Below are 25,591 nucleotides of genomic sequence, written 5' to 3'. Positions count from 1 at the left end.
AGGATCACCGCGGCGAAGCGGGGTGGCAGGTGAAGCATGGCGGCGTCTCTTGGCGGGGACACGCCAGCCTAGCCAGTCACCCGCCTCGCCGCCTACGCCTGTCTCAGATGGCCAAAGTCGAGCTAAGACGTCTGTCGCGGTGAATCTCCGCGGCCGAAAGGAGCATCCCATGAACCACGCAGACCCGGGTCCCGCGCCAGATACCCTCATCCTCGGCAGTGCTGACGTTGTGGCGGCCTTCGACTGGTCCGAGGCGATTACGGCACTGCGGCGGCAGTATGGGGCCATGATGCGCGAGGACATGTTCCCGCCGCGCACGATGGCGCGGGGCGACGGCGTCTGGTTGCGCACGCTCTCCGGCGTATCCCCCGATGGGGCAATCATGGGCGCGAAGATGATCGCCGCCAGCCTGAGCGCCCGCCGCGCGAGCTATCTCATTCCATTGTTCGACCAGCGTACGGCCGACCTGCTGGCCTTGATCGACGGAAATGCGATCACCGGCTACCGCACCGCCGCGACGACGGCGCTGGCGCTCGACGCCCTTGCCCCCGCTGGTCCGGTCACGCTCGGCGTGCTCGGCGCTGGCTTCGAGGCCCGTAACCATGTCGAGGCGCTCCATGCCGTCCGTGAGATCTCTGAAGTGTCGGTCTTCAGCCCGAACCCCGTGAGCCGCGTGGCCTTTGCCCAGCATCTCGAACCGCTCGGCTTGCGGGTCCGTCCGCTCGAATCAGCCCGGGAGGTGGTTGGTGCGGAGCCGACGATGCTGCTTTGTGCCGCCCGATCGCGCGACGAGCAGCCGCTCTTCGACGGGGCCTGGCTCCGGGCAGGCATGACAGTGGCCTCGATCGGTTCCACCCTGCCCGAGCAGCGCGAAGTCGATCCAGAGACCATTCGGCGCGCCGCGCTGATCGTCGCCGATATGCCTGAGGAAGTCGCCCACGACACCGGCGACATGCATGCCGCGCGCGACGCGGGCGTATCCTTCAAAGACAAACTCGTGTCGCTGTCCGACATGATCTCGGGCGCGGCGGCGGGCCGAAGGACGCCCGAGGATATCGTGCTCTACAAATCGGTCGGTGCGGCTTTGCAGGACCTTACCGTCGCCGCGATGTGTCTGGAGCGGGCCAGCGCTTTGGGGTTGGGGCGCAGCATCCCCGCGGTGATCCAGGCGGCGCAAAAATGAGCCGGCTGAAAGAAATTCACAGGGGGCATATCCAGATGGCACCGGACCTCGCTGATCCCGCGCTCAAGAAGGCGGCCGCCTATGTCGATGGCGCCTGGCTCGCCGCGGGTGAGAGCGGAACCTACACGCTGCGCAATCCTGCGACCGGCGGGACGCTGGCAGAGTTGCCGCTGCTGAGCCGCGCGCAGGTGGCGCGCGCCGTCGACGCGGCTCACGCCGCCTGGGGACCTTGGCGCGCGACGCCGGCCAAGGCGCGCGCGCGGCTGCTGCGCCGCTGGTTCGACCTGATCGAGCAGAACGCCGATGACCTCGCGCGACTGATCGTGCTCGAGGAGGGAAAGCCTTTCACCGAGGCCAAGGGCGAGGTCGCCTACGCGGCGTCCTTCATCGAATGGTTCGCCGAGGAAGCGAAGCGGATCCGTGGCGACGTGATGGCCGCACCGGAGCCCAGCCGTCGCATCGTCGTCCTGAAGGAGCCGGTGGGTGTCTGCGCCGCGATCACGCCGTGGAACTTCCCGGCCGCGATGATCACCCGCAAGGTTGCCCCGGCGCTGGCTGCCGGCTGCACGATCGTCGTGCGCCCCGCCGAGCAGACGCCGCTGACCGCGCTGGCGCTGGCGGAACTCGCCGAGCGGGCGGGTATCCCCAGGGGCGTGTTCAGCGTGGTGCTCGGCAAGGCGCGCGAGATCGGGCCAGAGCTGACCGGAAACCCGCTGGTGCGCAAGCTGACTTTCACCGGCTCGACCGAGGTGGGCCGGCTTCTGCTGGCGCAGGCGGCGGAGACGGTCAAGAAGTGCTCGATGGAGCTTGGCGGCAACGCGCCGCTCGTCGTCTTCGACGACGCCGATCTGGAGATGGCTGTCGAGGGGCTGATCGCCACGAAGTACCGCAACACCGGACAGGCCTGCATCAGCGCCAACCGTGCCTATGTCCAGTCCGGGATCTATGATCGCTTCGTCGCCCGGCTGGCTGAGCGCGTCGGCGCGCTGAAGGTCGGAAACGGCTTCGAGCCCGGCGTCGTTCAAGGGCCGCTCATCAACGAGGACGCGGTGCTGAAGGTCGAGGAGCATGTCTCCGACGCGGTCCGCAAGGGCGCTCGGCTGGTCTGCGGCGGTGCGCGCCACGAGCTTGGCGGTTTCTTCTATCAGCCGACAGTGCTGGCTGATGTGGCGCCCACGATGCTGGTCTCGCATGAGGAGACCTTCGGCCCGGTTGCCCCGATCATCCGCTTCGACACCGAGGATGAAGTGATCGCGCTCGCGAACGACACGGAGTTCGGCCTTGCCGCCTATCTCTTCAGTGCCGACGCTGCGCGGATCTGGCGGGTCGCGGCGGCGCTGGAGGCCGGAATGGTCGGCATCAACACCGGGCTCATCTCGAACGAGGTCGCACCCTTCGGCGGCGTCAAGCAGTCCGGGATTGGCCGCGAAGGCTCGATCTACGGCATCGAAGAGTTCCTGGAAATCAAGTACCTCGCCTGGGAAGGCGCGGGCGAAGTCCGGTAGGAGAGAAGTCATGGCAAGCTATACCCGCGTGGAAGCCCGCGAATGGGCGCGTGAACGGCTGATCGGTGCCATCAACTGCACGATTCCCTCGTTCTCGTCAGACCTGAAGCGGATCAACGAACGGGCGATCCGGCACGATACGCGGCTGGCGATCGAGCATGGGTTCATGGGCTCGCTCGCCGTGTCCGAGGTGTCGATCACCCTTCCCGAATACCTCGATTTCATGCGGATCATGAAGGACGAGGCGGGTGACCGCCTGGTCGTCACCCACCATGCAAGCTGGAACACGCTGGAGGAGAACATCGAGGCGCTGAAGGGCGCCGAGGAGGCCGGGGCGGAGTTCGTGCTGCTGTCCTATCCGCCGGCCTTCTATCCGGAGAGCGAGAACGAGATCTACGAGTACACCAAGGCCATCTGCGATGCCACAAACCTCGCGGTGATGATCTTTCCGATGTATCTCTGGGGCTTCTACAGCCGCATTCATCCATCGGACATCCCGGCTTCCCTGATCCGCCGGCTGATTGACGATTGCCCCAACCTCGCCGCGATCAAGGCCGAGGGTGGTTTCCCCAGCATCCAGAGCGTCATCGAATGCCATCGGCTGTTCGGCAAGGAGGTCGTCATCTCGATGCCGATCGAGGGCGAGTTGATCCCCTTGTCGCAGCTGATGCCGATCCAGCTCTCGGCCACCAGCGACCACGAGTACTACGGGCCGACGATCCCGAAGGTCATGCAGCTCCTGCGCGCAGGCGAGTTTGACGAGGCAACTCGCATCTACTGGCAACTCCATTCGGCACGCAAGATCAAGGGCCAGGTTGCCCAGCAAATGCACGGCGGGCATTTCATCAACCGCTATGTCTGGAAGTTCCAGGGCTGGCTGCAGGGATATAACGGTGGCCCGCTCAGGATGCCGACCCAGCGCATTCACGACCCGCAGATGATCTCCCTGCGTAAGGGGCTCGTCGAGGCGGGGCTGAACCCGTCGATGGACCCGTTCCGCGAGTTCTTCATCGGAAGAAACCCGATCTGATCCGGCGCTGATGGCGTGGGGCTGGCCGGCCCAGGAATCGCCCCATGAGAGAAGGGACGGCCGAGCCGCCCGGGAGGAGCTTCCAATGATGACCCGTCGAACGTTCTGCCATACCGCCGCAGCAGGCGTCGCGGCCACGGTGTCGCTTGGCGCCGGCAGTTCCGGCGCCCTCGGATCCATGGGCCCGGTCCAGGCACCCGGCGCGGTGATCGGCGATACGCGCCTCGTGGCCAGCCGCGACTTCGCGCGCCGCGCCGCCGCGTCCGGGGCGGCTGAGTATGCATATCGGGACGACCCGGCACGGCTTTGGCTCGAAACGCTTTCCGGCCTGTCGCGGGCGCGCCCGATGGCCATCGCCGGGCTGACCACTCCTGGCGCTCTGTTCTTTCTGGAACGCTGGGCCTGGGATCTGCGGATGCGCGTGATGACGCGGATGGAGCATGTCGCTCTGGCGGGTGGCGGATGGCGCCACTTCGCTGCGGGCACTCCTGTTCTCCTGCCCGAAGGCGGCAACTTCGGCATGGAAGGCGCGGACTACCTGCTTTCCGGCGCGGCGGGATGGGCCGACCGGACGCACGCCGCCCCGCCCGGGATCGTCGGTGACAGCGAGTTCCTGGTCAGCTGGGTCATCGCGCCTCGCACCGTCGCCGTCTCCTGACCGCATCAGCAACGAGGACGCAATGCTGCCCCCGAACATCTCAGCCGACGCGTGGAACCAGGCGCTCGCCTCTTTCCGCCACGCCGTTGGCGACGAATGGGTCTTCACCTCCGATGAGGATACCTCGCTTTACCGTGACGCCTACTCGCCGGTTTGGGACGAGGCCAACGAGCGCCTGATCTCCGCCGCTGTCGCGCCGAAGTCGGCCGAGGAAGTGCAGGCGATTGTACGCACTGCTCATGAGCACGGCATCCCCGTGTTCCCGATCTCGACCGGCAAGAACGTCGGCTATGGCGGCTCAGCGCCCAATCTCTCAGGTAGCGTCGTGATCGACATGAAGCGGATGAACAAGGTCATCCAGGTCGATGACAAGCGCCATTTCGCCATCGTCGAGCCCGGCGTGTCCTACTTCGACCTCTACCGCTACATCCAGGACAACAAGCTCAACGTTTGGATCGACGTGCCGGACCCCGGCTGGGGCAGCGTGCTGGGAAATGCGCTCGACCATGGTGTCGGCCATACCTGGTATAACTACCGTGACCATTTCGGATCGCACTGCGGGCTCGAGGTCGTCCTGCCCGATGGCGAGCTGATGCGCACAGGCATGGGCGCGATGCCCGGCGCACCCACCTTCGCGGATTTCCGCTATGGCTTCGGCCCCTATGTAGACGGATTATTCGCGCAGGCGGGCTTTGGCGTCGTAACCAAGATGGGCATTCACCTGATGCCGCCGCCGGAGGCCTTCCTGCATCGGCGCGTCTTCGTTCGCCGTCGCGAGGATCTGGTCCCGTTGATCGAGATTTCCAACCGGCTTGAGGATGCCGGGCTGATCGGCATGCCGCTCTACGAATCGCCGATGTTCTACGCTCAGTTCGCCGATACCGAGTTGCGTTCCATAGGCAAGTCCGCCGATGTCTGGAACGGCAATGCCATCAACCGCTATTCGGCCGACAAGGGCGTGGCGCCCTGGCAGCTGGGCCTGAGTTTCTACGGCCCGATGCCGGTGATCGAGGCAAGCTGGCAGTATGCCCGCTCCCTCTACGAGAAGGCGATTCCCGGAGTTCGCTTCGAGGATGTCGAGACACTGAGCTTCCCGCTGAACCAGGATCAGGCTGAAGCGGTCAAGCACAAGGTGCTGATCGGCATGCCAAACATGAACGTCTTTTCGCTCGGTGCGCGATCACAGACCAACCCGAACCCCGCGGACGGGCATCTGCTGTTCTCGCCGATGGTGCCCCGGACCGGCGACGAGGTGTTCAAGGCGCAGCGGATCTTCACTGAGGGGATGAGGGAGATGGGCGTTGACTTCCCCATGGCCTATGGTCCCTTCACCGCTCCCTTCACCTGGATCCCGCGCGTCTTCGCGCTGACCACCGGACTGCCGGTGTCGCGATCGGACAAGGCCATGAACAAGCTCTCGCGCGACACGATGAGCCGGCTGATCGCTTTCGGCGCCGAGCACGGCTATGGCGAGTATCGCACGCCGCCCCTGTTCCAGGATCAGGTGATGGGCACCTATAGCTTCAACGACAACATCCTGCGGCGCTTCTGCGAGAGTCTGAAGGACGCGATCGACCCCAAGGGCATCATTGCCCCGGGGCGCGGCGGATTCTGGCCGAAGGCGATGAGAAAGGCTGAGAAATGAAGCATCTCGTTCCCGCGCTTCTCATGCTTTGCACAGCTGGCGCCGCGGCAGCTGCCGATCCAGACCATGACGCGCTGATCGCTCGAGGAGAGCAGGTGTTCGCCTACAACTGCACCTCGTGCCACGGGCCAGGGATCGGCAACCCGGGTAACGAGTTCAAGCCTGGCACCGATGCATTGCGGGTGAAGTACAATGGCGATGTGCCGGCGCTGCTGACCGAGCGTACCGACCTGACGCCCGACGCGGTCGCATACTTCGTTCGGAACGGCATCTCGATCATGCCGTTCTTCCGAAAGACGGAGATCAGCGACGCCGATCTGGCCGCGCTCGGCGCCTATCTCAACCGGAACAGCGCCGGCCGGTGATATGCGCCACGGCGGCGATGACAGCAAAGAGGATTGCTATGGATATCGCGAAAGGGCAGCGCCGTCTTGACGGCAGGATCGCCGTCGTGACCGGAGCCGGCAACGGCATTGGGCAAGGCATCGCGCGGATGTTCGCGGCGCAGGGAGCGACGGTCATCGGGCTCGATGTCGACGACCACGCTTTGGCCGAGACCGCAGCCGCGGCACCGGGTGGACGGTTTCTGCCACGGCACACCGATACACTCGACGAGGCGGAAACCTCGCGCGTGGTGAACGAGATCGGTGACGAGTACGGCAGGATCGACATCCTCGTTCCCGCTGCAGCGATCTCGATCTTCCAGTGGATCGAGGAGATGAGCTATGAGCAGTGGCAGCGCACGTTGCGGGGCGAGCTGGACATCGTCTTTCTCATCACCCGTGCCGCCTGGCCCTGGCTGCGGAAAAGCGGCACGGCTTCGGTCATCAATTTCGCTTCGGCCAACGCGCATATAGCGCTGAATGGCTCACCGGCTCTGGCGCATTGTGCTGGCAAGGGCGGAGTTCTTGCCATGACCCGACAACTCGCGATGGAGGGTGCGCCACATGGCATCCGCGCGAACACGATCTCACCGGGGCTGATCGTGACGGCGCAGACCCGCCGGCACATGGCGATGGATCCGGGCTTCGAAGGAGAGGCAACGCGGCGCATGATGATCAAGCGCCTCGGCGAAGCCGAGGACGTCGCCTGGTGCGCGGTTTGGCTCGGCTCCGAGGAGTCAAGCTATGTCACCGGCGCCGATTTCGCTATCGATGGGGGCTCTACCGCCTGGTGACGTGCGCTGACCAGGCCCTGGCGCTTGCCCATCCGCCGAAGTCGCCGCTTCGGTGGAGCGTGGTGGCAGCGGCCATCGTTCTGGTCTTGCTGCGAGGAATCCTCACTCGTGCCCTTGACCTCTCGGTCACCCTTTCCGTTCCTTCGCTTGCCGAGGCCGCCTGATGCCCGGCAGACGGATCATCTGCTCTCTCCCTTACCCTGAAGGAAAGCCTCATGCGCTTCGTGCTGCCGCTTCTGTTCTTTGTCGGCCTGTTTGCCACTGGTGCACACGCCGAGGTGCATGAAGTGAAGATGCTCAACCGTAATTCCACGGGCAACATGGTCTACGAGCCCGACTTCGTACGGCTGAAGCCCGGTGACAGCATCAGGTTCCGCGCCGCCAATGTTTCCCACGACGCCGCCTCGATACCGGAGATGCTTCCCGCAGGCGCAGAGGCCTTCAAAGGAAAGATCAACGAGGAGATCGAGGTAACCTTCACAGCCCCGGGCACCTATGGGATCAAGTGTATCCCGCATTATGGCATGGGCATGGTCATGCTCGTGCAGGTGGGCGACGAGCCTGTTGATGCGATCGCGGTGCCGGAGCGGCTTCCACCATTGGCCAAGCGCCGCTTCCAGGAGATTCTGCAGCGGGCGAAGAACCCGGAGGCTGGTGGATAATATCCGGCTGCGAGACTGTCACGAGGAGCGAGGCCTCTGAGGTGCCCGGCCACAAACTGGCCGGGTGTCTTGCCGCCGTGAACGGGCAACAACGGTCTTCCCCATCCACGGCGGCGTCATCCGGCGGGTCCGGCGCTTCGTCCAAATCCGGTCAGGCTTCCTTGTTCAGACCGCCTTCCGCCGTAACCCGACGCAGGTGGTAGGAGGTATCGCCGAACATCAGCTCGATCATGGAAAGTCGGCGAAAGTAATGTGCACCGATATACTCCATGGTCATGCCAATGCCCCCATGCAGCTGGACCGCCGTCTGCCCGACAAACCGTGCGGAGCGGTTGATCTGGACTTTGGCGGCAGAAAGGGCTGTGCGGCGCTCATCGGGGTCCTCCGCTTCCGCCATCATGCTGGCATAGAGCGCCATGGAACGGGCCTGCTCCACGGCAACCAGCATGTCCACTGCCTTGTGCTGCAAGGCCTGGAAGGAGCTGATGGGAACGCCAAACTGCTTGCGTGTCTTCAGGTACTCCACGGTGATCGCGGTCAGGGCATCCATGAGCTCGACCGCTTCGGCGCACAGCGCCGCGGTGGCACCATCCACAACCCTCTCGATGATGGGCAAAGCATTGCCGGCGGTTCCGAGAACGGCATCCGCAGGCACATGGAGATTGTTGAGAGTGATGTCGCTCGCGCGCCCGCCATCCTGGGTGGGATAGCTCCTGATGGAGATGCCGTCGGCATCGGAAGGGACGATGAACAGCGTGATCCCTTCCGGATTGCGTTGGCTCCCAGCCGTGCGTGCGCTCAGGACAAGGAACTTGGCCGCATCCGCATTGAGGACCACGCTCTTGTTGCCATTCAGACGGTAGGCGCCATCCACGAGCTTCGCCGAGGTGGCAACGTCGCTGAGATCGTAGCGCGCCTGGATCTCGGAATGCGCGAAAGCCAGGCGCACCGAGCCGTCGGCTATGCCAGGAAGGAGAACCGCACGCTGCGCCTCGTTGCCTGCGAGGCGCACCGCTCCGCCGCCAAGAATGACACTGGCCAGATACGGTTCCGGCGCCAGCGCCCGGCCAAGTGCTCCTGCCACCATCAGCGTCTCGACGGCACCGCCGCCAAAGCCGCCATCCGCCTCGGAGAAGGGAAGGCCAAGAATCCCGAGTTCCGCGAGTTCGGCCCATTTGGCCTGGGAGAACCCCAGGGGCTCGGAGCGGACAGCCTGCAGCTTCTCCAGCGTGCCATAGTTGTTTGCGGACCAGCGCGAGACGGTTTCCTTGAGCATGTTCTGCTCTTCGGTCAGATCGAAATCCATGTTCCGCTCTCCTCAGAGTCCCAGGATCGCCTTGGCGATCACGTTGTGCTGGATCTCGTTGGATCCGCCGTAGATGGACACCTTGCGGTGGTTGAAATAGACCGGCGCCGCCGTATCCGCCCAGGCAAAGAGCGATTCCAGGTCGTTGTGGCCCGTGTCAGGCCGCTCGGCCGGCAATGCCTGGGGACCGGCAAGCTCCAGGAGAAGCTCAGTCGTGGCCTGCTGCAGCTCCGATCCCTTGATCTTGAGGATCGAGGAAGCCGGATCAGGCTTCGTTGGATCCCGTGTAGCCTGCGCCGCCACCACCCGCATCTGCGTGATCTCAAGCGCCTTGAGCTCGATCTCCGTGGTCACCAGGCGCGAGCGGAAATCCAGGTCGTCCCACATGCTGCCTCCGCCGGCCGGCGTGGCCTTGGCAAGACGCTTGATACGGGCGATCCGCTCCTTCGACATGCCAATGCGCGCAATACCCGTCCGTTCATTGGCAAGGAGGAACTTGGCATAGTCCCATCCCTTGTTCTCCTCCCCCACTAGGTTTTCCACGGGGACTTTCACGTTGTCGAGGAAGACCTCATTCACCTCGTGCCTTCCGTCGATGGTGATGATGGGGCGAACGGTGATGCCTGGCGTACCCATGTCGATGAGGAGGAAGGAGATCCCCGCCTGCTTCTTCACTGTCGTGTCGGTCCGGGCAAGGCAGAACATCCAGTTCGCGTACTGACCCAGCGTGGTCCAGGTCTTCTGCCCGTTGACGATGTAGTGGTCTCCCTCGCGAATTGCCCGCGTCTTCAGCGAAGCGAGATCTGAACCCGCGCCTGGCTCGGAGAATCCCTGGCACCACCAGTCGTCCAGGCTCCTGATCCGCGGAAGGAAGCGATCCTTCTGCTGCTGGTTGCCGAAAGTGGCAATGACGGGCCCCACCATGAAGCAGTTGAACTGCAGCGGCAGCGGCACGGCCGCCTGCATCAGCTCCTCCATGAAGATATAGCGCTGAACAGGGGTCCAGTCCTGGCCGCCATACTCCAGTGGCCAATGCGGCGCTGCCCATCCCTTGTCGTTCAGGATGCGCTGGGAGGTCACGTAGTCCTCCCGCTCCAGCTTGCGGCCTTCCGAGACCTTTGTCCGGATTTCCTCGGGGATCGCCGTTCGGAAGAAGTGACGCACCTCCTTGCGAAAGGTGTTTTCCTCGGGAGTGAAGCGCAGTTCCATCTCAGTTCGATCCAGGATTGATTTCGATGAGGCCTGCGGCACCCATGCCGCCTGCGATGCACATGGTGACGACGGCGAAGCGCACACCTCTGCGGCGCCCCTCCAGCACGGCATGTCCAACCAGGCGCGCGCCGCTCATCCCGAAAGGATGGCCCACGGATATGGCCCCGCCATTCACATTCACGATCTCGGGGTCGATGCCGAGCGTCTCGCAACAATAGATGGACTGGGATGCGAAGGCCTCGTTCAGCTCCCAGAGGCCGATATCGGAAACCTGGAGACCCTGGCGCGCCAGCAGGCGTGGCACGGCATGAACCGGCCCGATCCCCATCTCGTCGGGTTCGCATCCGGCGGTCGCATAGCCGCGAAAGATCCCAAGGACCTGGGCGCTACGGCGCGCGGCCTCGGCCGAGGACATGAGAACGGTGGCCGAGGCACCGTCGGAGAGTTGGCTGGCGTTGCCCGCCGTCACGAACTGATCCTCGCCGCGCACCGGCTTCAGCTTGGACAAGGCGTGAAGAGTGGTATCGGGACGGTTTCCCTCGTCCCTGACCAGGGTCACGTTCTCCAGCCGGGTCTCGCCCGTCTCCTTGTCGCTGACTGCTTTCGTCACGGCAAACGGGACAACTTCCGCATCGAAGAGGCCGCTGGCCTGGGCACGTGCGGTGCGTTGCTGGCTCCTGAGCGCGAAAAGGTCCTGTGCCTCGCGGGAGATGCCATACCGCTTGGCGACAGTGTCGCCGGTCTCGATCATGGAAACGTAGATATCGGGCTTGTTGGCCATCAGCCAGTCATTGCGGAAGAGCTCGCGATTGACGGGCTGTACCAGCGAGATCGATTCGACGCCTCCAGCAACCGCAACCGGAACACCGTCGAGGGCGATGCGCCGGGCCGCATGAGCGATCGCCTCAAGACCGGAGGCACAGAAGCGGCTCACGGTGACACCCGAGGACGTCACCGGAATGCCGGCCACGAGAGCCGCATGGCGGGCGACATTTCCGCCGGTGGCGCCTTCCGGATACCCGCAGCCAAGGACGACCTCCTCCACATCCGCAGGATCAATATTCCCCCGGACAAGCGCATGGCGGATGGCATGGGCGGCCATGTCCGCGCCTTTGGTGATGTTGAGCGCGCCGCGCTGCGCCTTGCCGATGGGGGTGCGCGCGGTGGAAACAATGACGGCTTCGATCATGGCGTCTTTCCCATTGTTCCTCGGTGATCCCGGCTTTCGGCGGCGTCGGGTGGCCTACCTGCCTCCGCGGCCAGCTCGGCTATCAGTATCTTCGGCAACAGCTTGCCGACGGGACTGCGCGGCAGCGCCTCGCGGAACTCGATGGCACGTGGCATCTCATGGCGGCCGAGACGATCGGCCAGGAACTCCGTCAGCTCGTCCAGCGTGAAGGGGCCGCACCCTGCCTTGAGCTTCAGATAGGCTTTCGCCGATTGCCCGCGATAGCTGTCCGGCACGCCGATCACGATGACTTCCTCGACGGCCGGATGCTCGTAGATCGCGTTCTCGATCACCGCCGGATACACGTTGAAGCCGGAGGAAATGATCATGTTCTTCCGACGATCCACGATCTCGAACAGGCCTTCGCCGTCCATGCGTCCCATATCGCCGGTCAGGAACCAGCCGTCCCGGAAGGCTGCCGCCGTTGCTGCCGCATCGTTGAGGTAGCCCCTGAAAACATTCGGTCCACGGATGGCGATTTCACCCACCTCTCCGGGATGCACTTCCCGGGCAGGATCATCGGTGGATACGATGCGCATCGCCAAGCCGGGCAGAGGCACCCCGATCAAGCCTGGCCGCCGGGCCGTGCGGTAAGGCACGCGGGATCCCGCCGGTCCGGTCTCGGTCATCCCCCAGCCGTTGTTCAGCTGAGTGCCGATAAGAGCCTCGATCTTCGCCTGGACGTCGAAGGGTAGGGGGGCGCCGCCGGAGACGCAGGATTTGAGAGAGGAGAAATCCACCTTTTCGATGCCGGGATGGTTCAGCAGCGCCACCCACATGGTAGGGACACCCGAGAACTGGCTGGCCTTCAGCTCAGTGATGTCCCGGATCAGCGTCCTGGTATCGAAGCGCTGGCGAAGAAGGATCTGGTTGCCGTCGCGCAGGTGGCGCAGAAGCACGGTCGTCAGTGCATAGATATGGAACAGCGGCAGGACAGCGATCACCTTCTCCGCCCCGGGCACGAGCGGCCTGCCTCCGTCGCGCCAGAGGCGATACATGCTCACGGCCGATGTCAGGTTGCCGTGGCTCAGCATGGCTGCCTTGGGCAGTCCGGTGGTCCCGCCCGTGAACTGAAGTACGGCTATATCGTCAATGGAAGGCTGCGGTGCGGTAAGGGGAATGTCGCTGAGAAGGCTGGACAGCTCCTGCACGCCAGGGCGTTGCGGGATCGGCAGCGCCGCGACCTCTCCCGCCCCGTACAGGCTGTCATCCCCGACGATGACCTCGTCAATGATGTGCGCATCCAGCATGTCCAGCGCGCTGGGAAGGAAGCCCGGAAGGTTGGTCGTGACAAGGCGGCGGCTGTGCGTGGCTTCCAGCTTGTGGATGATCTCCCTGCGGGCATCCAGGGCGCTGAGATGCACGACCCGTGCCCCGAGCCTTGTCAGCGCAAGGAAGGACAGCGGGTGATACGGGGTGTTCGGCAGCAGAAGTGCCACATTGTCCCCATGCCCGATCCCTGATGCGGCGAGCCCGCTGGCCAGTCGCTCGACGTCCTTTTCCAGCACCTCGTAACTCAGCGTCCGGCCGCGGAACTCCAGCGCCGGCGCCGAACCCTGTTGCCGCACCGCCTCCGCCAGAAGTTCGGGCAGGGTCGTGGTTTCCAGGGGCGCGTTCCAGTTGCAGATGTCCGGGAAGCTCGCCATCCACGGATAGCGCGCAGCTTGGTCCGGTTCCTCCGATGCCACGGGCGGGGGTGTCGCGATCTCGCTCCGTGCCTGCTCCGGCGCCATCACGCCGCCTCCCGCCCGGAGAAGAGGCCGGAACCCTGGGAAACGCGGCGCAGGAAGGGTGAGGGCTCAAGGCTCTCGTCGCCGCTCTCCGCGGCCAGCCGCTCCAACTCCGCGACGATCCGGGCAACCCCGATCCCCTCGGCCCAGTGCATCGGGCCGCCGGTAACGGCGGGCCAGTTGTAGCCGTTCACCCAGATCAGATCGATGTCGCTGGCGCGCGCGGCAATCCCCTCGTCGAGGATCTTCGCGCCCTCATTGACCATTGGATAGAAGAGGCGCGCCAGGATCTCCTCCTCGCTGAACTTCCGACGGGCGACTCCCTGGCTTTCGGGGAGCGAGGCAATCAGGGCTTCGACCTCGGGGTCCGGGCTGCCGCTGCGGGCGCCGTCGGGATAGAGATAGAAGCCCCGGCCGGTCTTCTGTCCGAAGCGCCCCAGTTCGGCGAGTGCATCCGCCACGGGGGCTCTGGCACCGATGGCCTTGCGTGCCCGCCAGCCGATGTCGATCCCTGCCAGATCCATCATGGCAAACGGGCCCATGCGGAAGCCGAAGCGCGTGACGGACTCGTCCACCTCATGGGGCAGCGCGCCGGAAAGGAGCAGCCTCTCCGCCGCCCGGGTGCGGTTCGACAGCATGCGGTTGCCGACAAAGCCGTGGCACACGCCGACCATCACCGGCAGCTTGCCCAGGCGGCGACCGAGCTCCATGGCCGTCACCAGGACATCCTGCGAGGTCTCCGTGGCACGGACCACTTCGAGCAGGCGCATCACATTGGCCGGGCTGAAGAAATGCAGTCCGACGACGTCACGTGCCCGACCCGATGACGCAGCGATCGCGTTCACATCCAGATAGGAGGTGTTGGTGGCCAGAATCGTGCCGGGCCGGGTCAATGCGCCGAGCTCACCGAAGATCCCGGCTTTCACGCCCATGTCCTCGAAGGCGGCCTCCACCACGATGTCGGATGTGCCGGCCTTGTCCAATCCTTCGGCCGGTGTGATGAGCGCGAGGCGCTGCTCCATGGCTTCGCCGGAAAGCGACCCCCGCCTCACCGATGCCTCGTAGTTGGCGCGGATGCGCGACATGCCGGATTCGAGGAGTTCCGGACGAACATCGATCAGGGTCACGGGAATACCGGCCTGGGCGAAGCACATGGCGATGCCGCCGCCCATCGTGCCCGCGCCGATGACCGCTGCCTTGCCGATGGGACGCGCCTTCACCTCACGGCCGATCCCGGGCAGGCGCGCGGCTTCCCGCTCTGCGAAGAAGAGGTAGCGTTGGGCCCTGGCGCTCGGATGGACCACCAGTTCGCGGAAATGGGCGCGCTCCGCAGCCAGGCCGTCGGCAAAGGACCGGCCGTAGCAGCCGCGGACTGCATCGACCAGGGCCGGCACATTCGGCGCCTGACCAGATCGCTTCAAAGCCGCTGCCGCAGCGGCCTCGAAGGCCACCCGGTCCGCCTCGGTCAACCGGTCGGAGCAGTCCTGTACCCTGGGCCAGTTCCCGGCCTCGGCCAGCCGAAGCGCGACAGCGGAAGCGGTGCCGAGAAGGTCCCCGTTCGCTACCTCGTCGATCATGCCAAGCGCCTGCGCGCGTTCCGCCGTCACCGGTTCCCCGGACAGCATGAGCGCGAAGGCCGGCGCGGCGCCGATCAGGCGCGGCAGGCGCTGGGTGCCACCGGCGCCTGGAATGATACCAAGCTTGATTTCCGGCAGGCCGAGCTTGGCGGCGGGGTTGGCCACGCGGGCGTGGCAGGCCAATGCCAGTTCCAGGCCACCGCCGAGCGCGGCACCTCCCATGGCGGCGACGACAGGCTTGGAAGCCCCCTCGATGGCAGCCACAACATCGGGCAGCGATGGCGGGACGGGAGGCTTCCCGAACTCGGAGATGTCGGCACCAGCCACGAACAGCTTGCCGGCGGCCGTGAGCACGATGGCTTTCACGCCGGGATCGGCGCAGGCGGCGGCGATCGCTTTGGCTATGGCGTCGCGCACGGCGGCACTCAGGGCATTCACCGGGGGATGGTCGATGGTGACAATGGCCACCCCGCCTGTGACCACAGTGTCGACAGGTAGCATCGGGTTCCCTCCCATTTCATTCTGCATTGCAGAATTCAGTACCGATTTATTGTCTCAGTGTCTTTGTTAGGCGCAAAGTGTCAAGGGAGTAGTCGGGGGAACGGACCTTTAGCCGGTAGCTTTGTCCAACATTGTTCTGGTATGCAGAATTCCAGTTCGCGAAAGTTGACATTCGCCGAAGGACAATGGCATCAGTCGGTTGTCCGGAGAGGCATTGCTGCCGAGAAGACCAAGAAGCGGGCGATCAGCACGCTGGGCGGAGGAAGCTGGAAGATGGGGTCGGTATCCTGCCCCACCATGACATTCCCTTGTGTCCGATGTTGGCTTCGGCCCGGTACAGGGCGGAATGCCTCCTGTGATCCAGGCTCCAACGGGGCGTGGAACAGGTACTTGGTCGGGCGTGATCCCGGTGCCGGAAGTGTTCAGGGAGGAAATAATGGTCCGCAGGACGATCGTATCAGCAGCTCTCGCTCTCACCGTGTCTGCGGGCCTCTTGGGGGCGCGTGCGCAAGAGGCCCAGACCTTCGTGGTCGGCTCCCACATGCCTCTGACCGGCGCCCTTGCCCGATCCGGGCAGGCCTTCAACGAAGGCATGCAGGTGGCGGCCACGATGTGCAACGCCGCATCGCCGCGCCACAAGATCAGGATCGACGTCATCGACGATGAGAGCACGCCCGCGAAGGCGGTCTCTGCCGTCGAGAAGCTGTCCTCGGACGGTGCGGTGGCGATCATCGGCGGCTACGGATCGAACATCATCGGGCCGGCTTCCGATGCCGCAAGCAAGCTCGGCAAAGTCTATATCACCGCCGGCGCGGTCAGCGATGAACTCACGCAGCGCGGATTGAAGAACTTCTTTCGAATTAACAATAATGCCGGCTACCAACGCGGCATCGCCACCCTTCTTTCCGACCTGAAGCCGGAGAAGATCTCTATCGTAGCTTCTACGCGGGAAGCCCCGGCGCTTCTTGCGGATGGCCTGGAAAAGGACCTCACCGCACAGGGGATCAAGGTGACGGTCCACAAGTTCGACCCGGCCATCAGTGACTTCAAGCCGGTCATCAACAAGATCAAGATCCAGGACAAGCCGGACATCATCATGATGTCCGCCTACGAGAATGACTACGTCGGGATCATCCGGGCAGCCAAGGTGCTGAAGCCCAACGTGAAGCTGATCGTCGGCGCATGGTCCCTGGCGACGCCGAAAATGTACACCGATTTTCCGGATCTCATGAACAACGTGGTCGGCACCTCCTTCCTGCCATTTCCGGTGGAGATGAAGAGCGAGGAAGGAACGACCTTCGCCGATCTTTACAAGAGCAAGTACGGCAAGGAGATCGAGTATCTTTCGACGCTGAGCTTCGTGGAGACGCGGATCCTCTGCGAGGCGATATTCCGCAGCGCCGAAGCCGGTACATTGGCCAAGGGTGGACTTGCCGACGAGATGCGCAAGACCGATCGCGACACCATGCTGGGCCGCATCCAGTTCGATCAGTCCGGCGACAATCCGAACTTCACCCTGTCCATGGGACAGCACCGCGACGGCAAGATCGTCCTGGTGTCGCCCCGCACCACGGCGAACGGGGAAATTGCCTATCCCGGCCTGCCCTGGTGATGGCCTCTGCATCTTCCCGCAACAGTTCAGCTTCCTCACCGAGGTGACATGACCGACCTCATCCTACAGGCGCTGTTCTCCGGGGTGCTGATCGGCAGTGTCTACGCGCTGGTGGCATTGGGCCTGGCCCTGGCCTTCGGAGCCATGCGTATCATCAACCTTGCCCATGGCGAACTGGTGCTCCTGGCGGCCTACATGGCCTATTTCGTGGAGGCGAGCACCGGGCTGAATCCCTATGCCGCCATCCCACTGGCACTCCTCGCCGTCCTGCTCGTGAGCTGGATACTGGTCCTTCTCGTGAGCTGGATCAGGGAGCACCGCGAACTGAACTCGCTGATCCTGACCTTTGCCATGGGCATCATACTCACCAATGGCATCCTGCTGGTTTTCGCGAGCGATGTTCGCACCACGAACTCCGCCACACTGCAGGATGCGGTCTCCTTCGGGGATCTCTTCGCGATGCGTGGGGAGATCGTCGCCTTCTTCGTGTCCCTGGTGCTGATGGGGTTCCTCTGGTGGTGGCTGAAGTCCAGTTGGTACGGCCGTGCCATGCGCGCCGTATCGTCCAATCGTGATGCGGCACGGCTGATGGGCATAAACCCGGCCCGGATCGAGACGGCGTCCTTCCTGGTGGCCGGAGCCCTGGCAGCCTTTGCGGGCGTGGCTCTGTACACCATGAGCGTCATCCAGCCTGCCACCGGTCACGCCCTGACGGTGAAGGCCTTCATCATCACGGTGCTGGCTGGTGTCGGCTCGATCCCCGGCGTTTTCCTCGGCGCCCTTCTTCTCGGTGTCACGGAGGCCCTGACGGTAACGCTTGCCTCCTCCGCTCTCCAGGAACTGGCCGGGATGGTCCTCTTCCTTCTGGTCCTGTTCCTCCTGCCGAACGGCCTGTTCGGCGCACGTGCGCGTCGCGGATGAGGGCCGGCAGAATGTCCGCAACCTCCGCCCTCGGCCTCCGCACGAAGCCCCGTTACAACCGCTTGCCCATTCTTCTGGGAAGCGCCGCACTCGTGCTGGCCATCCTGCCTCTGGCTGCCGGTACCAGCCCCTATCTCCTAGGCCTGCTCATCTCGGCCCTGATCCTCTCCGGCCTAGCCCTGTCCTGGGCCCTGCTGGGCAATCTCGGCGGCATGGTCTCCTTCGGCCATGCAGCGTTCTTTGGAGTGGGTTCCTATGCTTCCGCCTTGCTGGCGGGAAAGCTCGGGATCCCGGTGCTTCTGGCCATTCCGCTCGGCGGCGCCTTCGCGACCCTGGCATCGCTTGCCATGCTGCCGGCGCTTCGCCTGTCCGGACCGTATTTCGCGCTTGCCATCCTCGCCTATGCGCAGATCTTCCGCATCCTGGCGACGGAGTTGGACTGGCTGACCGGCGGCTCGGCCGGGCTGCAAAGGTATCCCGGCCTGCCTGACATCCTGGGCCTCGACCTCGCGAGCCGGCCGGGAAGCTATGTCCTTGTCCTCGTCGCCGTTATCCTGTCCGCCATGGTCTACATGGCCATCCGGCGCAGCCACACCGGTACCGCGCTCCGCGCGATCGCCGACAGCGAGGATGCGACCCGTGTCGTGGGGGTCAACTCGACCCTCCTGAAGACCTGGATGTTGCTCCTTTCAGCCTTCATCGCGGGCGTGTTCGGGGCGTTGAACGCGCACATCATCGGTTTCCTGGAGCCCGACTACGCCTTTTCCAGCATCTGGAGTGTCATGCCCATCATTGCCGCGATCTTCGGCGGCTACCGTACCGTTCTGGGCCCTGTGCTGGGTGCCGTGGTGATCTACCTCTTCGACCAGGTCTTCGCGAAGAGCCTGATCCCCGTCGGGCACCAGATCCTGCTCGGCGTGTTGCTGGCCATCATGGTGCTGATCGCGCCCAACGGTCTCGCCGGCCTGATGTCGCGGTTCCGCGCCAAGCTGGGGGAGAAGAGCCATGCTGGAGCTTGATGCCGTTACCGTCCGGTTCGGCGGGCTCACCGCGCTTTCGGGCATTTCCTTTCAAATAAAAAGGGGAGAGATCCTGGGGCTTGTCGGACCCAACGGTGCCGGCAAGACAACGCTGTTCAACTGCATATCCGGCCTGGTGAAGGCCCGCGGACGCATCGCCTTCGAAGGCCGGGACATCATCGGCCTGCCGCTGCACAAGAGGGCCCGCGCCGGGATCGGCAGGACCTTTCAGATCACGCAGCCGATGCACCACCTTTCGGTCCGGGAGAACCTCACGGTGGCGCAGGTCTTCGGGGCAGGCCGGTTCGATCCGGTCCGGATCGGCGAGATCCTGGAGGTGATGGAACTGTCCCACAAGGCGGATCTGGATGCGGCCACGTCGCTGGCCCTACAGGAACTCAAACGCCTGGAGATTGCCAAGGCACTGGCAACCGAGCCGAAGCTTCTTCTCCTGGACGAGGTGCTGGCGGGTCTCGAAAGCAATGCGAAGCGCCTTTTCATGCTGAAGTTGAAGGAGCTTCATCGCCTGTTCGGCCTGACCATCGTGATCGTGGAACATGACATCGAAACGATATCGGAGCTCTGCACCCGCGCCGTGGTACTGAGCTTCGGCCAGCTCATCGCCGATGGGGCGCCCGAGGAGGTCTTCCGCGATCCAGCGGTGATGGAGAGCTATACGGGGACCGCCCATGCTTGAGACCCGGCACCTGACCTCCGGCTACGGCGCCATCACCGTCCTCTGGGATCTCGACCTGACCTTCCGGGAAGGCGCCCTGACGGCCATCGTGGGCCCGAACGGGGCAGGAAAAACCACCCTGCTGCGCACGCTGGTCGGGCTCCTTCCCTACCAGGGCGAGATACTGCTCGGCGGCGAGCCGATCCGGCGCAGGACCTGGGATCTGGTCGGGGAGGGGATCGTCATGGTTCCCGAGGGCCGTTTGCTGTTCCGCGACATGACCGTGGAAGAGAATCTTTGCCTCGGTGCCTATCCCACACGGTGCCGGAGCGAGATGGCCGCCAACCTCGACCGCGTCTACACTTTCTTCCCGCGCCTCAAGGAACGGCGTCAGCAGATCGCGGGCTCGCTGTCCGGCGGCGAGGCGCAGATGGTCGCGATGGGGCGCGGACTGATGGCGAAGCCGCGCATCCTTCTCATCGACGAGCCGTCCCTGGGACTGGCACCGGTCATCGTGAAGGAGGTGTTCGACATCATTCGCCGGCTGAAGTCCGATGGCATCACCATCGTGCTCATCGAGCAGAACACCAGGATGGCTCTCGCCGTCGCTGACGATGTCCATCTGATGCGCTCGGGCAAGGTCGTCCTCTCGGATGCTGCGGCCGACATGAATCTCGACCGCCTGCACGACTTCTACTTCGCGAGGGAGGCGACGGGCTGATGGAGTATCCTGGCCGTCCCCTGCCGGAGCTGTTCCGCGACAGGCTGATGCTGCCTGTGATCGCGTCCCCCATGTTCATCGTGTCCCGCCCGGAGCTCGTCATCGCCGAGTGCCTCTCGGGGATCGTTGGATCCTTCCCGGCCTTGAATGCTCGCGCCCCGGATACGCTCGATGGGTGGCTGGAGCGGATCAAGGCGGAGCTCGCCGCCGCGCAGGCGGCAGATCCTGACCGCAGGATCGCGCCCTTCGCCGTGAACCAGATCGTGCATGCGTCGAATGACCGTTTGGAGCAGGACATGGAAACCTGCATCGCGCACGAGGTTCCACTCATCATCACCTCCCTGCGCGCGCCTGGTGAGGTCGTCCGCCGGGTCCACGCCTATGGCGGCCTGGTCTTTCACGACGTCACCACGATCCGCCACGCCGAGAAGGCGCTGGAAGCCGGCGTGGACGGGTTGATTCTGGTCTGCGCCGGGGCGGGGGGTCACGCCGGAACGCTCAGTCCATTCGCGCTCCTGGGGGAGGTGCGCCGCATCTACGATGGTCCCGTCGCGCTGGCGGGCGCCATAGCGACGGGCGACGCGATCCTCGCGGCCCAAGCTCTCGGCGCCGACTTTGCCTATATGGGCACCCGCTTCATCGCGACCGAGGAGGCGAACGCCGCTCCGCCCTACAAGGAGATGATTGAGGCGGCGAGCGCTTCCGACATCCTCTACTCGTCCTTCTTCACAGGCGTCCCTGGCAACTACCTGAAGCCGAGCATCGTGGCCGCCGGGCTCGATCCGGAAGCGCTGCCCCTCCTCGATAAGAGCGCGATGAATTTCGGATCGTCAGGCGTGAAGCCCTGGCGAAACATCTGGGGCGCCGGTCAGGGCGTTGGTGCGATCGCCGACACCCTCCCGGTGACGGAGGTGGTGGCGCGCCTGTCGCAGGAATACCGGAGCGCCATCGGCCGCCTTACCCAGACGACCGCACCGTTCCGAACCTAGTCAGCGTGGATCGGAGATCCCCCGATTTCGCGACCCGCCCCGCATATGAAAGATCCAGCGATGAAGACCGGCATTGTCACAACGTATCCACGGCCGGGAATCGTCCAGATAACCATGACCCGTCCGGAACGCCGCAACGCTCTTGATCGCGCGGCCTATCGGGCCTTGGCGGAAGCGTTGACCGACGCGGAAAGAGACAATGCTGTCCGTGCCATCGTGCTGACCGGCGCTGAGGGATGCTTCACGGCTGGAAACGACCTTGCCGACTTCCAGGACGTCTCCATCAACCATGAGTCCAGTGAGGGCCTCGGCTATCTCAGGGTTCTCGCCGAGGCTTCCAAACCCGTGCTGGCTGCCGTGGAGGGTTTCGCGATCGGAATAGGCACGACCATGCTGTTGCACTGCGATCTGGCCTATTCGGGTGCGGGCACCGTGTTCCGCCTTCCTTTTGCCCATCTGGGGTTGTGTCCCGAGGGAGCCTCCAGCTATCTGCTTCCTCTGGCGTCTGGCACGAAGCGCGCCGCCGAGCTCCTGCTTCTGGGTGAGGCTTTCACCGCGCAGATGGCTGCCGAGGCAGGTATCGTCAACGAAGTGACCGAGACCGGAGAAGCGCTCGCTCGCGCAATCGGAAAGGCGGAACTCCTGGCAGCACTGCCACCAGCGGCTCTTGCCACGACCAAGCGGCTGTTGCGCCGTACTCATGCACGTGCCGTTGCTGAAACTTTGGAGAGAGAGGCGGCGGAGTTTCATGCTCTGCGGCTTCAGCCGGCAGCCCAGGCGGCTTTCAGGGCTTTCCTGGAGCGGAAAAGATGAGACAGCCATCCTTGCGGTCTTCCCGAACCAAGAACTCCCTCTTGATCGCCCGCAAGAGCGCGTTACACCCGAAGAGGCCCCCGGAACTCCCAGAGGTAACTCCATGACCCAACCCGCGGCATTGCTGCCGGATCACGACATCGAGGGTGACGGAAAGGAAGACCGTCACTTCGTGACGGCCCTGGCGCGTGGACTCGAGATCCTGGCCTGCTTCAAGCGAGGCGAGACCTTCCTGGCGAATCAGGACTTCGCCGAGAGGTGCAAACTCCCTCGCTCGACCGTATCCCGCCTGACCTACACGCTCACGAAGCTTGGTTACCTGCATTTCGTTGAGGATGTCGGCAAGTACCGTCTCGGCACACAACTCATTGCCCTTGGCACGGTCGCGCTTGGTGGGCTCGACATAAGGCAGATGGCCCGGCCGGCGATGCGGGAGCTTGCCAGTTTCTCGAACGCCACGGTTGGGCTGGCGGTGCGTGATCGGCTTTCCATGCGCTACGTGGAATGTCTTCGCGGTCCGGCGGCGATATCGCTCAATATCGATGTTGGCGTCCGTATGTCGATGGTCCGCTCCTCGATAGGACGTGCTTTCATCTCTGTCCTGACGCCCAGCGAACGCGCGCCGTTGTTCGACGAGCTCCGCATGCTCGACCCACTCGCATGGCCCAGGATTCATGAGAGTCTTGAGAGCTCCATGGCCGATCACGCCACGCTGGGCTGTTGCTGTTCCTTTGGCGAATGGCAGAAGAGTGTCAGTGCGATCGCAGTCGGCTTCCGCCCCGGCGGCGGCTTGCCTCCGATGGCAATCAACTGCGGTGCGCCCACTGTCATCTCCGAGCCCCAGTTTCTCTTGGACGAGGTCCGTCCGCGGCTTGTGGAAATGGTTCGACGCCTTGACGGTTTCATGGGTGCGTGAGGGCTGGTTTTTCTCGGAGTTGCCATCTCATGGATCAACCTGTTGCATACGCCAACGAACCGGATAACGGCTTACCTCTGGCGGGTGTGCGCGTTCTGGACCTGTCCCGCATTCTCGCAGGACCGTGGTGCGCCATGGTGCTTGGCGATCTCGGCGCAGAAGTGGTGAAGGTCGAGCATCCGACCCGCGGCGACGATACGCGTGACTGGGGACTTCGCACCGGTCCAACCAACACGTCGTACTTCGATGCCGTGAATCGCAACAAGAGCTCTATCGGTGCCGATCTTTCGGCACCCGAGGGGGTGACGGCAATCCGGAAGATGGCCCGCGAATGCGATGTCCTGGTCGAGAACTTCAAGACGGGCGGCGCCGACAGGCTCGGCCTGGGCTACGAGGCGCTGAGGGAGGAGAATCCCGGCCTCATCTACTGCTCGATCAGCGGCTATGCTTCTGATGGGCCTGAGGCCGCGCGACCGGGCTATGATCTGCTTGTTCAGGGGGAAGCCGGCCTCATGGCCCTCAATGGGGAAGCCGGGCAGGCGCCGCTGAAGTTCGGCGTGGCTGCGGTTGATCTGTTCACCGGGCAGTATGCGGCGCAGGCGGTGCTTGCTGCGCTGTACCAGCGTGGCCGTACCGGCAAAGGGCGGCGGATAGAGCTTTCCCTGTTCGATTGCGGCGTGGCCATCACATCCTACTACGGATTGGAGGCCCTGGTTCAGGGAAAGGATCCACCACGCTACGGCAATTCGCATCCATCGATTGTTCCTTACGGTGTGTTCGAGGCAGCGGATGGACCGCTGCTTATCACGGTTGGCAACAACGCACAGTTCCGCCGTTTCTGCGCGCGCGTGATCAATCGACAGGAACTCCTGGACGACGTCAGGTTCTCCACGAATCTAGAACGTTCAACAAACCGTGCCCTTCTGATCCCTGTCATAGAAGAAGAACTGCGAAAGAAGACCCGGAGTCAGCTTCTACAGCTCCTGCGAGAAGAAGGAATTCCGGCGGGGGAAGTTCTCGGTCTTCACGAGGCCCTGCTTTCTCCCCGCACCGAGGCCAGCGGAATGGTGGTGCGGTCGGAGGATGGTGCTGCAACACGCTGGGTTCTGGCTCCCCCGTATCGTTTCGATGGCCGCCGCCTTCCCGTTCGCTCTCTCCCGCCTCCTTTGCGGAAGGGATAGATCGAGGACAGCCCTCTGTTTTGACCGGAACGGAGGTTACCCGGTTGGGACAGCAAGTGTGACGCGGTCCTGATAAGGGCCGGTGTGGAGATCCAGCTTGCGCCTAGCGATCGGGCGCTGGTTCTCGCGGTGGACGAGAGGAACCAGATCCGAGCCCTCGACCGCACCCCAGTCGGAACTGTCGCTGATCCTGGCATCTCCTGCGGAGAAGGCCAATGCGAAAGTACACCCATTCCATCCAAGGCAAGGAATCCACATCCTGGGAGGAGCTGTCAGCCCACCTTCAGGAGGTTTCGATGCGGACGGCTTCTTTCGCAAATCCCCTTGGATGGTCGGAAATGGCGCGAGCTGCTGGCCTCCTTACCGCCGCGGACACAACCAAGTGGAGTGATTCCAGCAGACGTTTCCCGCGTGTTAACGCCGGGGGAAAGCTCCGCAGAAGTGCCGAGGCAAAAATCCCCAGTTTGCGGTTGGTGGTCAGCCGGCGAGTGGGTCGAGGCTCCTGATCTTCGGAGGCCTGCCACGTCGGCGCGGCGGCACCTGGGCAATGGTAACCGGCAGGGGGCGGAGGTTGTCCGGCACAAGGTCAGCGTGCTGGCGCAGCCGGTAGCTCGCGCCCTCGATCTGCACCACCACGGCATGGTGCAGCAGCCAGTCCAGCAGTGCGGTGGCGACCACGGCATCGCCGAACACCTCGCCCCATTCGGCAAAGCCGCGGTTCGAGGTCAGGATCATCGCCCCACGCTCGTAGCGCGCGTTCACCAGCTGAAAGAACAGGTTGCCGTTGCCGGCCGTGATCGGCAAGGTAGCCGATCTCATCGACGATCAGCAGCGCGGCGCGGCACAGATAGCGGATCCGCTCGCGCAAGTTTCCCTCGCGCTCGGCCCGGGCCAGCGAGGCGACGAGATCGGCCAGGGTGGTGAAGCAGACGCTGTGCCCGGCGCGCACCGCCTCGACCCCCAGCGCGATGGCGAGGTGGCTCTTGCCGGTGCCGGGCGGCCCCAGCAGGTGCACCACCTCGTGGCGGGCGATGAAGTCGAGCTGTGCGAGCGCCAGAATGCGCTGCCGGTCGAGCGAGGGCTGGAACGAGAAATCGAAGCTCGCCAGCGTCTTGACCGTGCCCAGGCGTGCCATCTGCAGCGCCGCCTTGACCCTGCGGCCCTCGCGCAAGGTCAGCTCCTCGGCCAGCAGGGTGTCGATCTGAACCGCCCCGGGTTTGTCGGAGGCCCCAGGCCTTGAGAGGATGGAGCCATGACGACGAAGGGCAAGACAGCAGCGAGCTACTCGCCGGAGGTGCGGGAGAGGGCGGTCCGCCTCGTGCTGGAGGG

At 64.2% G+C, this 25,591-nt stretch carries 23 protein-coding genes and 1 pseudogene; 17 read left to right on the top strand and 7 right to left on the bottom strand.

Annotated features, from left to right (window positions below):
* Nucleotides 1-169 precede the first annotated feature (169 nt).
* The 8 genes from ROTAS13_RS04560 (at nucleotide 170) to ROTAS13_RS04525 (ending at nucleotide 7,860) form a co-directional block, all read left to right on the top strand.
* The gene (locus ROTAS13_RS04560; protein WP_075821659.1) at nucleotides 170-1,183 is read left to right on the top strand and encodes an ornithine cyclodeaminase family protein; all 1,014 of its coding nucleotides are present in this window, start codon (nucleotides 170-172) and stop codon (nucleotides 1,181-1,183) included.
* Entirely contained in the window at nucleotides 1,180-2,688 is a 1,509-nt protein-coding gene (locus ROTAS13_RS04555) for an NAD-dependent succinate-semialdehyde dehydrogenase (protein WP_075821658.1), read from the top strand. Before ROTAS13_RS04560 ends, ROTAS13_RS04555 begins: the two co-directional genes overlap by 4 nt.
* Before the next feature lie 10 nt (nucleotides 2,689-2,698).
* Complete coding sequence (locus ROTAS13_RS04550; RefSeq protein WP_019460532.1) at nucleotides 2,699-3,718, top strand: dihydrodipicolinate synthase family protein; 1,020 nt, start codon at nucleotides 2,699-2,701, stop codon at nucleotides 3,716-3,718.
* 88 nt (nucleotides 3,719-3,806) lie between these two features.
* On the top strand, nucleotides 3,807-4,376 hold the full coding sequence (locus ROTAS13_RS04545) for a hypothetical protein (RefSeq protein ID WP_126281727.1): 570 nt from the start codon (nucleotides 3,807-3,809) through the stop codon (nucleotides 4,374-4,376).
* A gap of 22 nt (nucleotides 4,377-4,398) precedes the next feature.
* A complete protein-coding gene (locus tag ROTAS13_RS04540) occupies nucleotides 4,399-6,021 on the top strand; it encodes an FAD-binding oxidoreductase (RefSeq protein WP_019460530.1) in 1,623 nt (540 codons plus the stop codon).
* Nucleotides 6,018-6,386, top strand: a complete 369-nt coding sequence (locus ROTAS13_RS04535) for a cytochrome c (RefSeq protein WP_099780878.1) — start codon at nucleotides 6,018-6,020, stop codon at nucleotides 6,384-6,386. The genes ROTAS13_RS04540 and ROTAS13_RS04535 overlap by 4 nt, the downstream gene beginning before the upstream one ends.
* A 38-nt stretch (nucleotides 6,387-6,424) precedes the next feature.
* Nucleotides 6,425-7,198 (top strand): SDR family NAD(P)-dependent oxidoreductase, encoded by a 774-nt coding sequence (locus ROTAS13_RS04530; protein ID WP_075821657.1) that lies wholly within the window; start codon nucleotides 6,425-6,427, stop codon nucleotides 7,196-7,198.
* A gap of 215 nt (nucleotides 7,199-7,413) precedes the next feature.
* Entirely contained in the window at nucleotides 7,414-7,860 is a 447-nt protein-coding gene (locus tag ROTAS13_RS04525; RefSeq protein WP_083755402.1) for a pseudoazurin, read from the top strand.
* Nucleotides 7,861-8,011: 151 nt separating this feature from the next.
* Here the strand turns inward: ROTAS13_RS04525 and ROTAS13_RS04520 are convergent, their stop codons facing one another.
* Genes ROTAS13_RS04520 through ROTAS13_RS04500 form a run of 5 tightly spaced genes read right to left on the bottom strand, consistent with a single transcriptional unit; the run spans nucleotide 8,012 to nucleotide 15,414 of the window.
* Nucleotides 8,012-9,166 carry an acyl-CoA dehydrogenase family protein gene (locus ROTAS13_RS04520; protein WP_075821656.1) on the bottom strand — a complete coding sequence of 385 codons (1,155 nt, stop codon included), beginning with the start codon at nucleotides 9,164-9,166 and terminating at the stop codon, nucleotides 8,012-8,014.
* A 12-nt stretch (nucleotides 9,167-9,178) separates the two neighbouring features.
* Nucleotides 9,179-10,375: an acyl-CoA dehydrogenase family protein gene (locus ROTAS13_RS04515; RefSeq protein ID WP_075821655.1), complete on the bottom strand. Its 1,197-nt coding sequence runs from the start codon at nucleotides 10,373-10,375 to the stop codon at nucleotides 9,179-9,181.
* 1 nt (nucleotide 10,376) lies between these two features.
* Nucleotides 10,377-11,567, bottom strand: a complete 1,191-nt coding sequence (locus ROTAS13_RS04510) for an acetyl-CoA C-acyltransferase (RefSeq protein ID WP_075821654.1) — start codon at nucleotides 11,565-11,567, stop codon at nucleotides 10,377-10,379.
* Entirely contained in the window at nucleotides 11,564-13,339 is a 1,776-nt protein-coding gene (locus ROTAS13_RS04505; RefSeq protein WP_252572413.1) for an AMP-binding protein, read from the bottom strand. Before ROTAS13_RS04505 ends, ROTAS13_RS04510 begins: the two co-directional genes overlap by 4 nt.
* Nucleotides 13,339-15,414 (bottom strand): 3-hydroxyacyl-CoA dehydrogenase NAD-binding domain-containing protein, encoded by a 2,076-nt coding sequence (locus ROTAS13_RS04500; protein ID WP_075821652.1) that lies wholly within the window; start codon nucleotides 15,412-15,414, stop codon nucleotides 13,339-13,341. Before ROTAS13_RS04500 ends, ROTAS13_RS04505 begins: the two co-directional genes overlap by 1 nt.
* A 400-nt stretch (nucleotides 15,415-15,814) precedes the next feature.
* Between ROTAS13_RS04500 and ROTAS13_RS04495 the strand changes: the two genes are divergently transcribed.
* The 9 genes from ROTAS13_RS04495 (at nucleotide 15,815) to ROTAS13_RS04455 (ending at nucleotide 24,262) form a co-directional block, all read left to right on the top strand.
* Nucleotides 15,815-17,026 (top strand): ABC transporter substrate-binding protein, encoded by a 1,212-nt coding sequence (locus ROTAS13_RS04495; protein WP_226945873.1) that lies wholly within the window; start codon nucleotides 15,815-15,817, stop codon nucleotides 17,024-17,026.
* Between the two features lie 48 nt (nucleotides 17,027-17,074).
* Entirely contained in the window at nucleotides 17,075-17,947 is an 873-nt protein-coding gene (locus tag ROTAS13_RS04490; protein ID WP_019460519.1) for a branched-chain amino acid ABC transporter permease, read from the top strand.
* Between the two features lie 11 nt (nucleotides 17,948-17,958).
* Nucleotides 17,959-18,966 carry a branched-chain amino acid ABC transporter permease gene (locus ROTAS13_RS04485; protein ID WP_019460518.1) on the top strand — a complete coding sequence of 336 codons (1,008 nt, stop codon included), beginning with the start codon at nucleotides 17,959-17,961 and terminating at the stop codon, nucleotides 18,964-18,966.
* A complete protein-coding gene (locus tag ROTAS13_RS04480) occupies nucleotides 18,953-19,663 on the top strand; it encodes an ABC transporter ATP-binding protein (protein ID WP_075821651.1) in 711 nt (236 codons plus the stop codon). The genes ROTAS13_RS04485 and ROTAS13_RS04480 overlap by 14 nt, the downstream gene beginning before the upstream one ends.
* The gene (locus ROTAS13_RS04475; RefSeq protein WP_075821650.1) at nucleotides 19,656-20,363 is read left to right on the top strand and encodes an ABC transporter ATP-binding protein; all 708 of its coding nucleotides are present in this window, start codon (nucleotides 19,656-19,658) and stop codon (nucleotides 20,361-20,363) included. The genes ROTAS13_RS04480 and ROTAS13_RS04475 overlap by 8 nt, the downstream gene beginning before the upstream one ends.
* Entirely contained in the window at nucleotides 20,363-21,352 is a 990-nt protein-coding gene (locus ROTAS13_RS04470; RefSeq protein ID WP_019460515.1) for a nitronate monooxygenase family protein, read from the top strand. Before ROTAS13_RS04475 ends, ROTAS13_RS04470 begins: the two co-directional genes overlap by 1 nt.
* Nucleotides 21,353-21,412: 60 nt before the next feature.
* Complete coding sequence (locus tag ROTAS13_RS04465; protein WP_075821649.1) at nucleotides 21,413-22,165, top strand: enoyl-CoA hydratase-related protein; 753 nt, start codon at nucleotides 21,413-21,415, stop codon at nucleotides 22,163-22,165.
* Between the two features lie 103 nt (nucleotides 22,166-22,268).
* Entirely contained in the window at nucleotides 22,269-23,081 is an 813-nt protein-coding gene (locus tag ROTAS13_RS04460; protein ID WP_075821648.1) for an IclR family transcriptional regulator, read from the top strand.
* A 29-nt stretch (nucleotides 23,082-23,110) separates the two neighbouring features.
* Complete coding sequence (locus ROTAS13_RS04455) at nucleotides 23,111-24,262, top strand: CaiB/BaiF CoA-transferase family protein (protein ID WP_083755401.1); 1,152 nt, start codon at nucleotides 23,111-23,113, stop codon at nucleotides 24,260-24,262.
* Between the two features lie 477 nt (nucleotides 24,263-24,739).
* On the opposite strand, the gene ROTAS13_RS28475 is transcribed toward ROTAS13_RS04455, so the two are convergent.
* Both ROTAS13_RS28475 and ROTAS13_RS28470 read right to left on the bottom strand, forming a co-directional pair.
* Nucleotides 24,740-25,066 carry an ATP-binding protein gene (locus tag ROTAS13_RS28475; protein ID WP_019460512.1) on the bottom strand — a complete coding sequence of 109 codons (327 nt, stop codon included), beginning with the start codon at nucleotides 25,064-25,066 and terminating at the stop codon, nucleotides 24,740-24,742.
* A 40-nt stretch (nucleotides 25,067-25,106) separates the two neighbouring features.
* A pseudogene (locus tag ROTAS13_RS28470) lies at nucleotides 25,107-25,433 on the bottom strand (ATP-binding protein); the annotation flags it as partial.
* Between the last annotated feature and the right edge of the window lie 158 nt (nucleotides 25,434-25,591).

This window comes from Roseomonas sp. TAS13 (genome assembly GCF_001950415.1).
Lineage (GTDB): Bacteria > Pseudomonadota > Alphaproteobacteria > Acetobacterales > Acetobacteraceae > Roseomonas > Roseomonas mucosa.
This window is presented reverse-complemented; position numbering and strand designations above follow the sequence as displayed.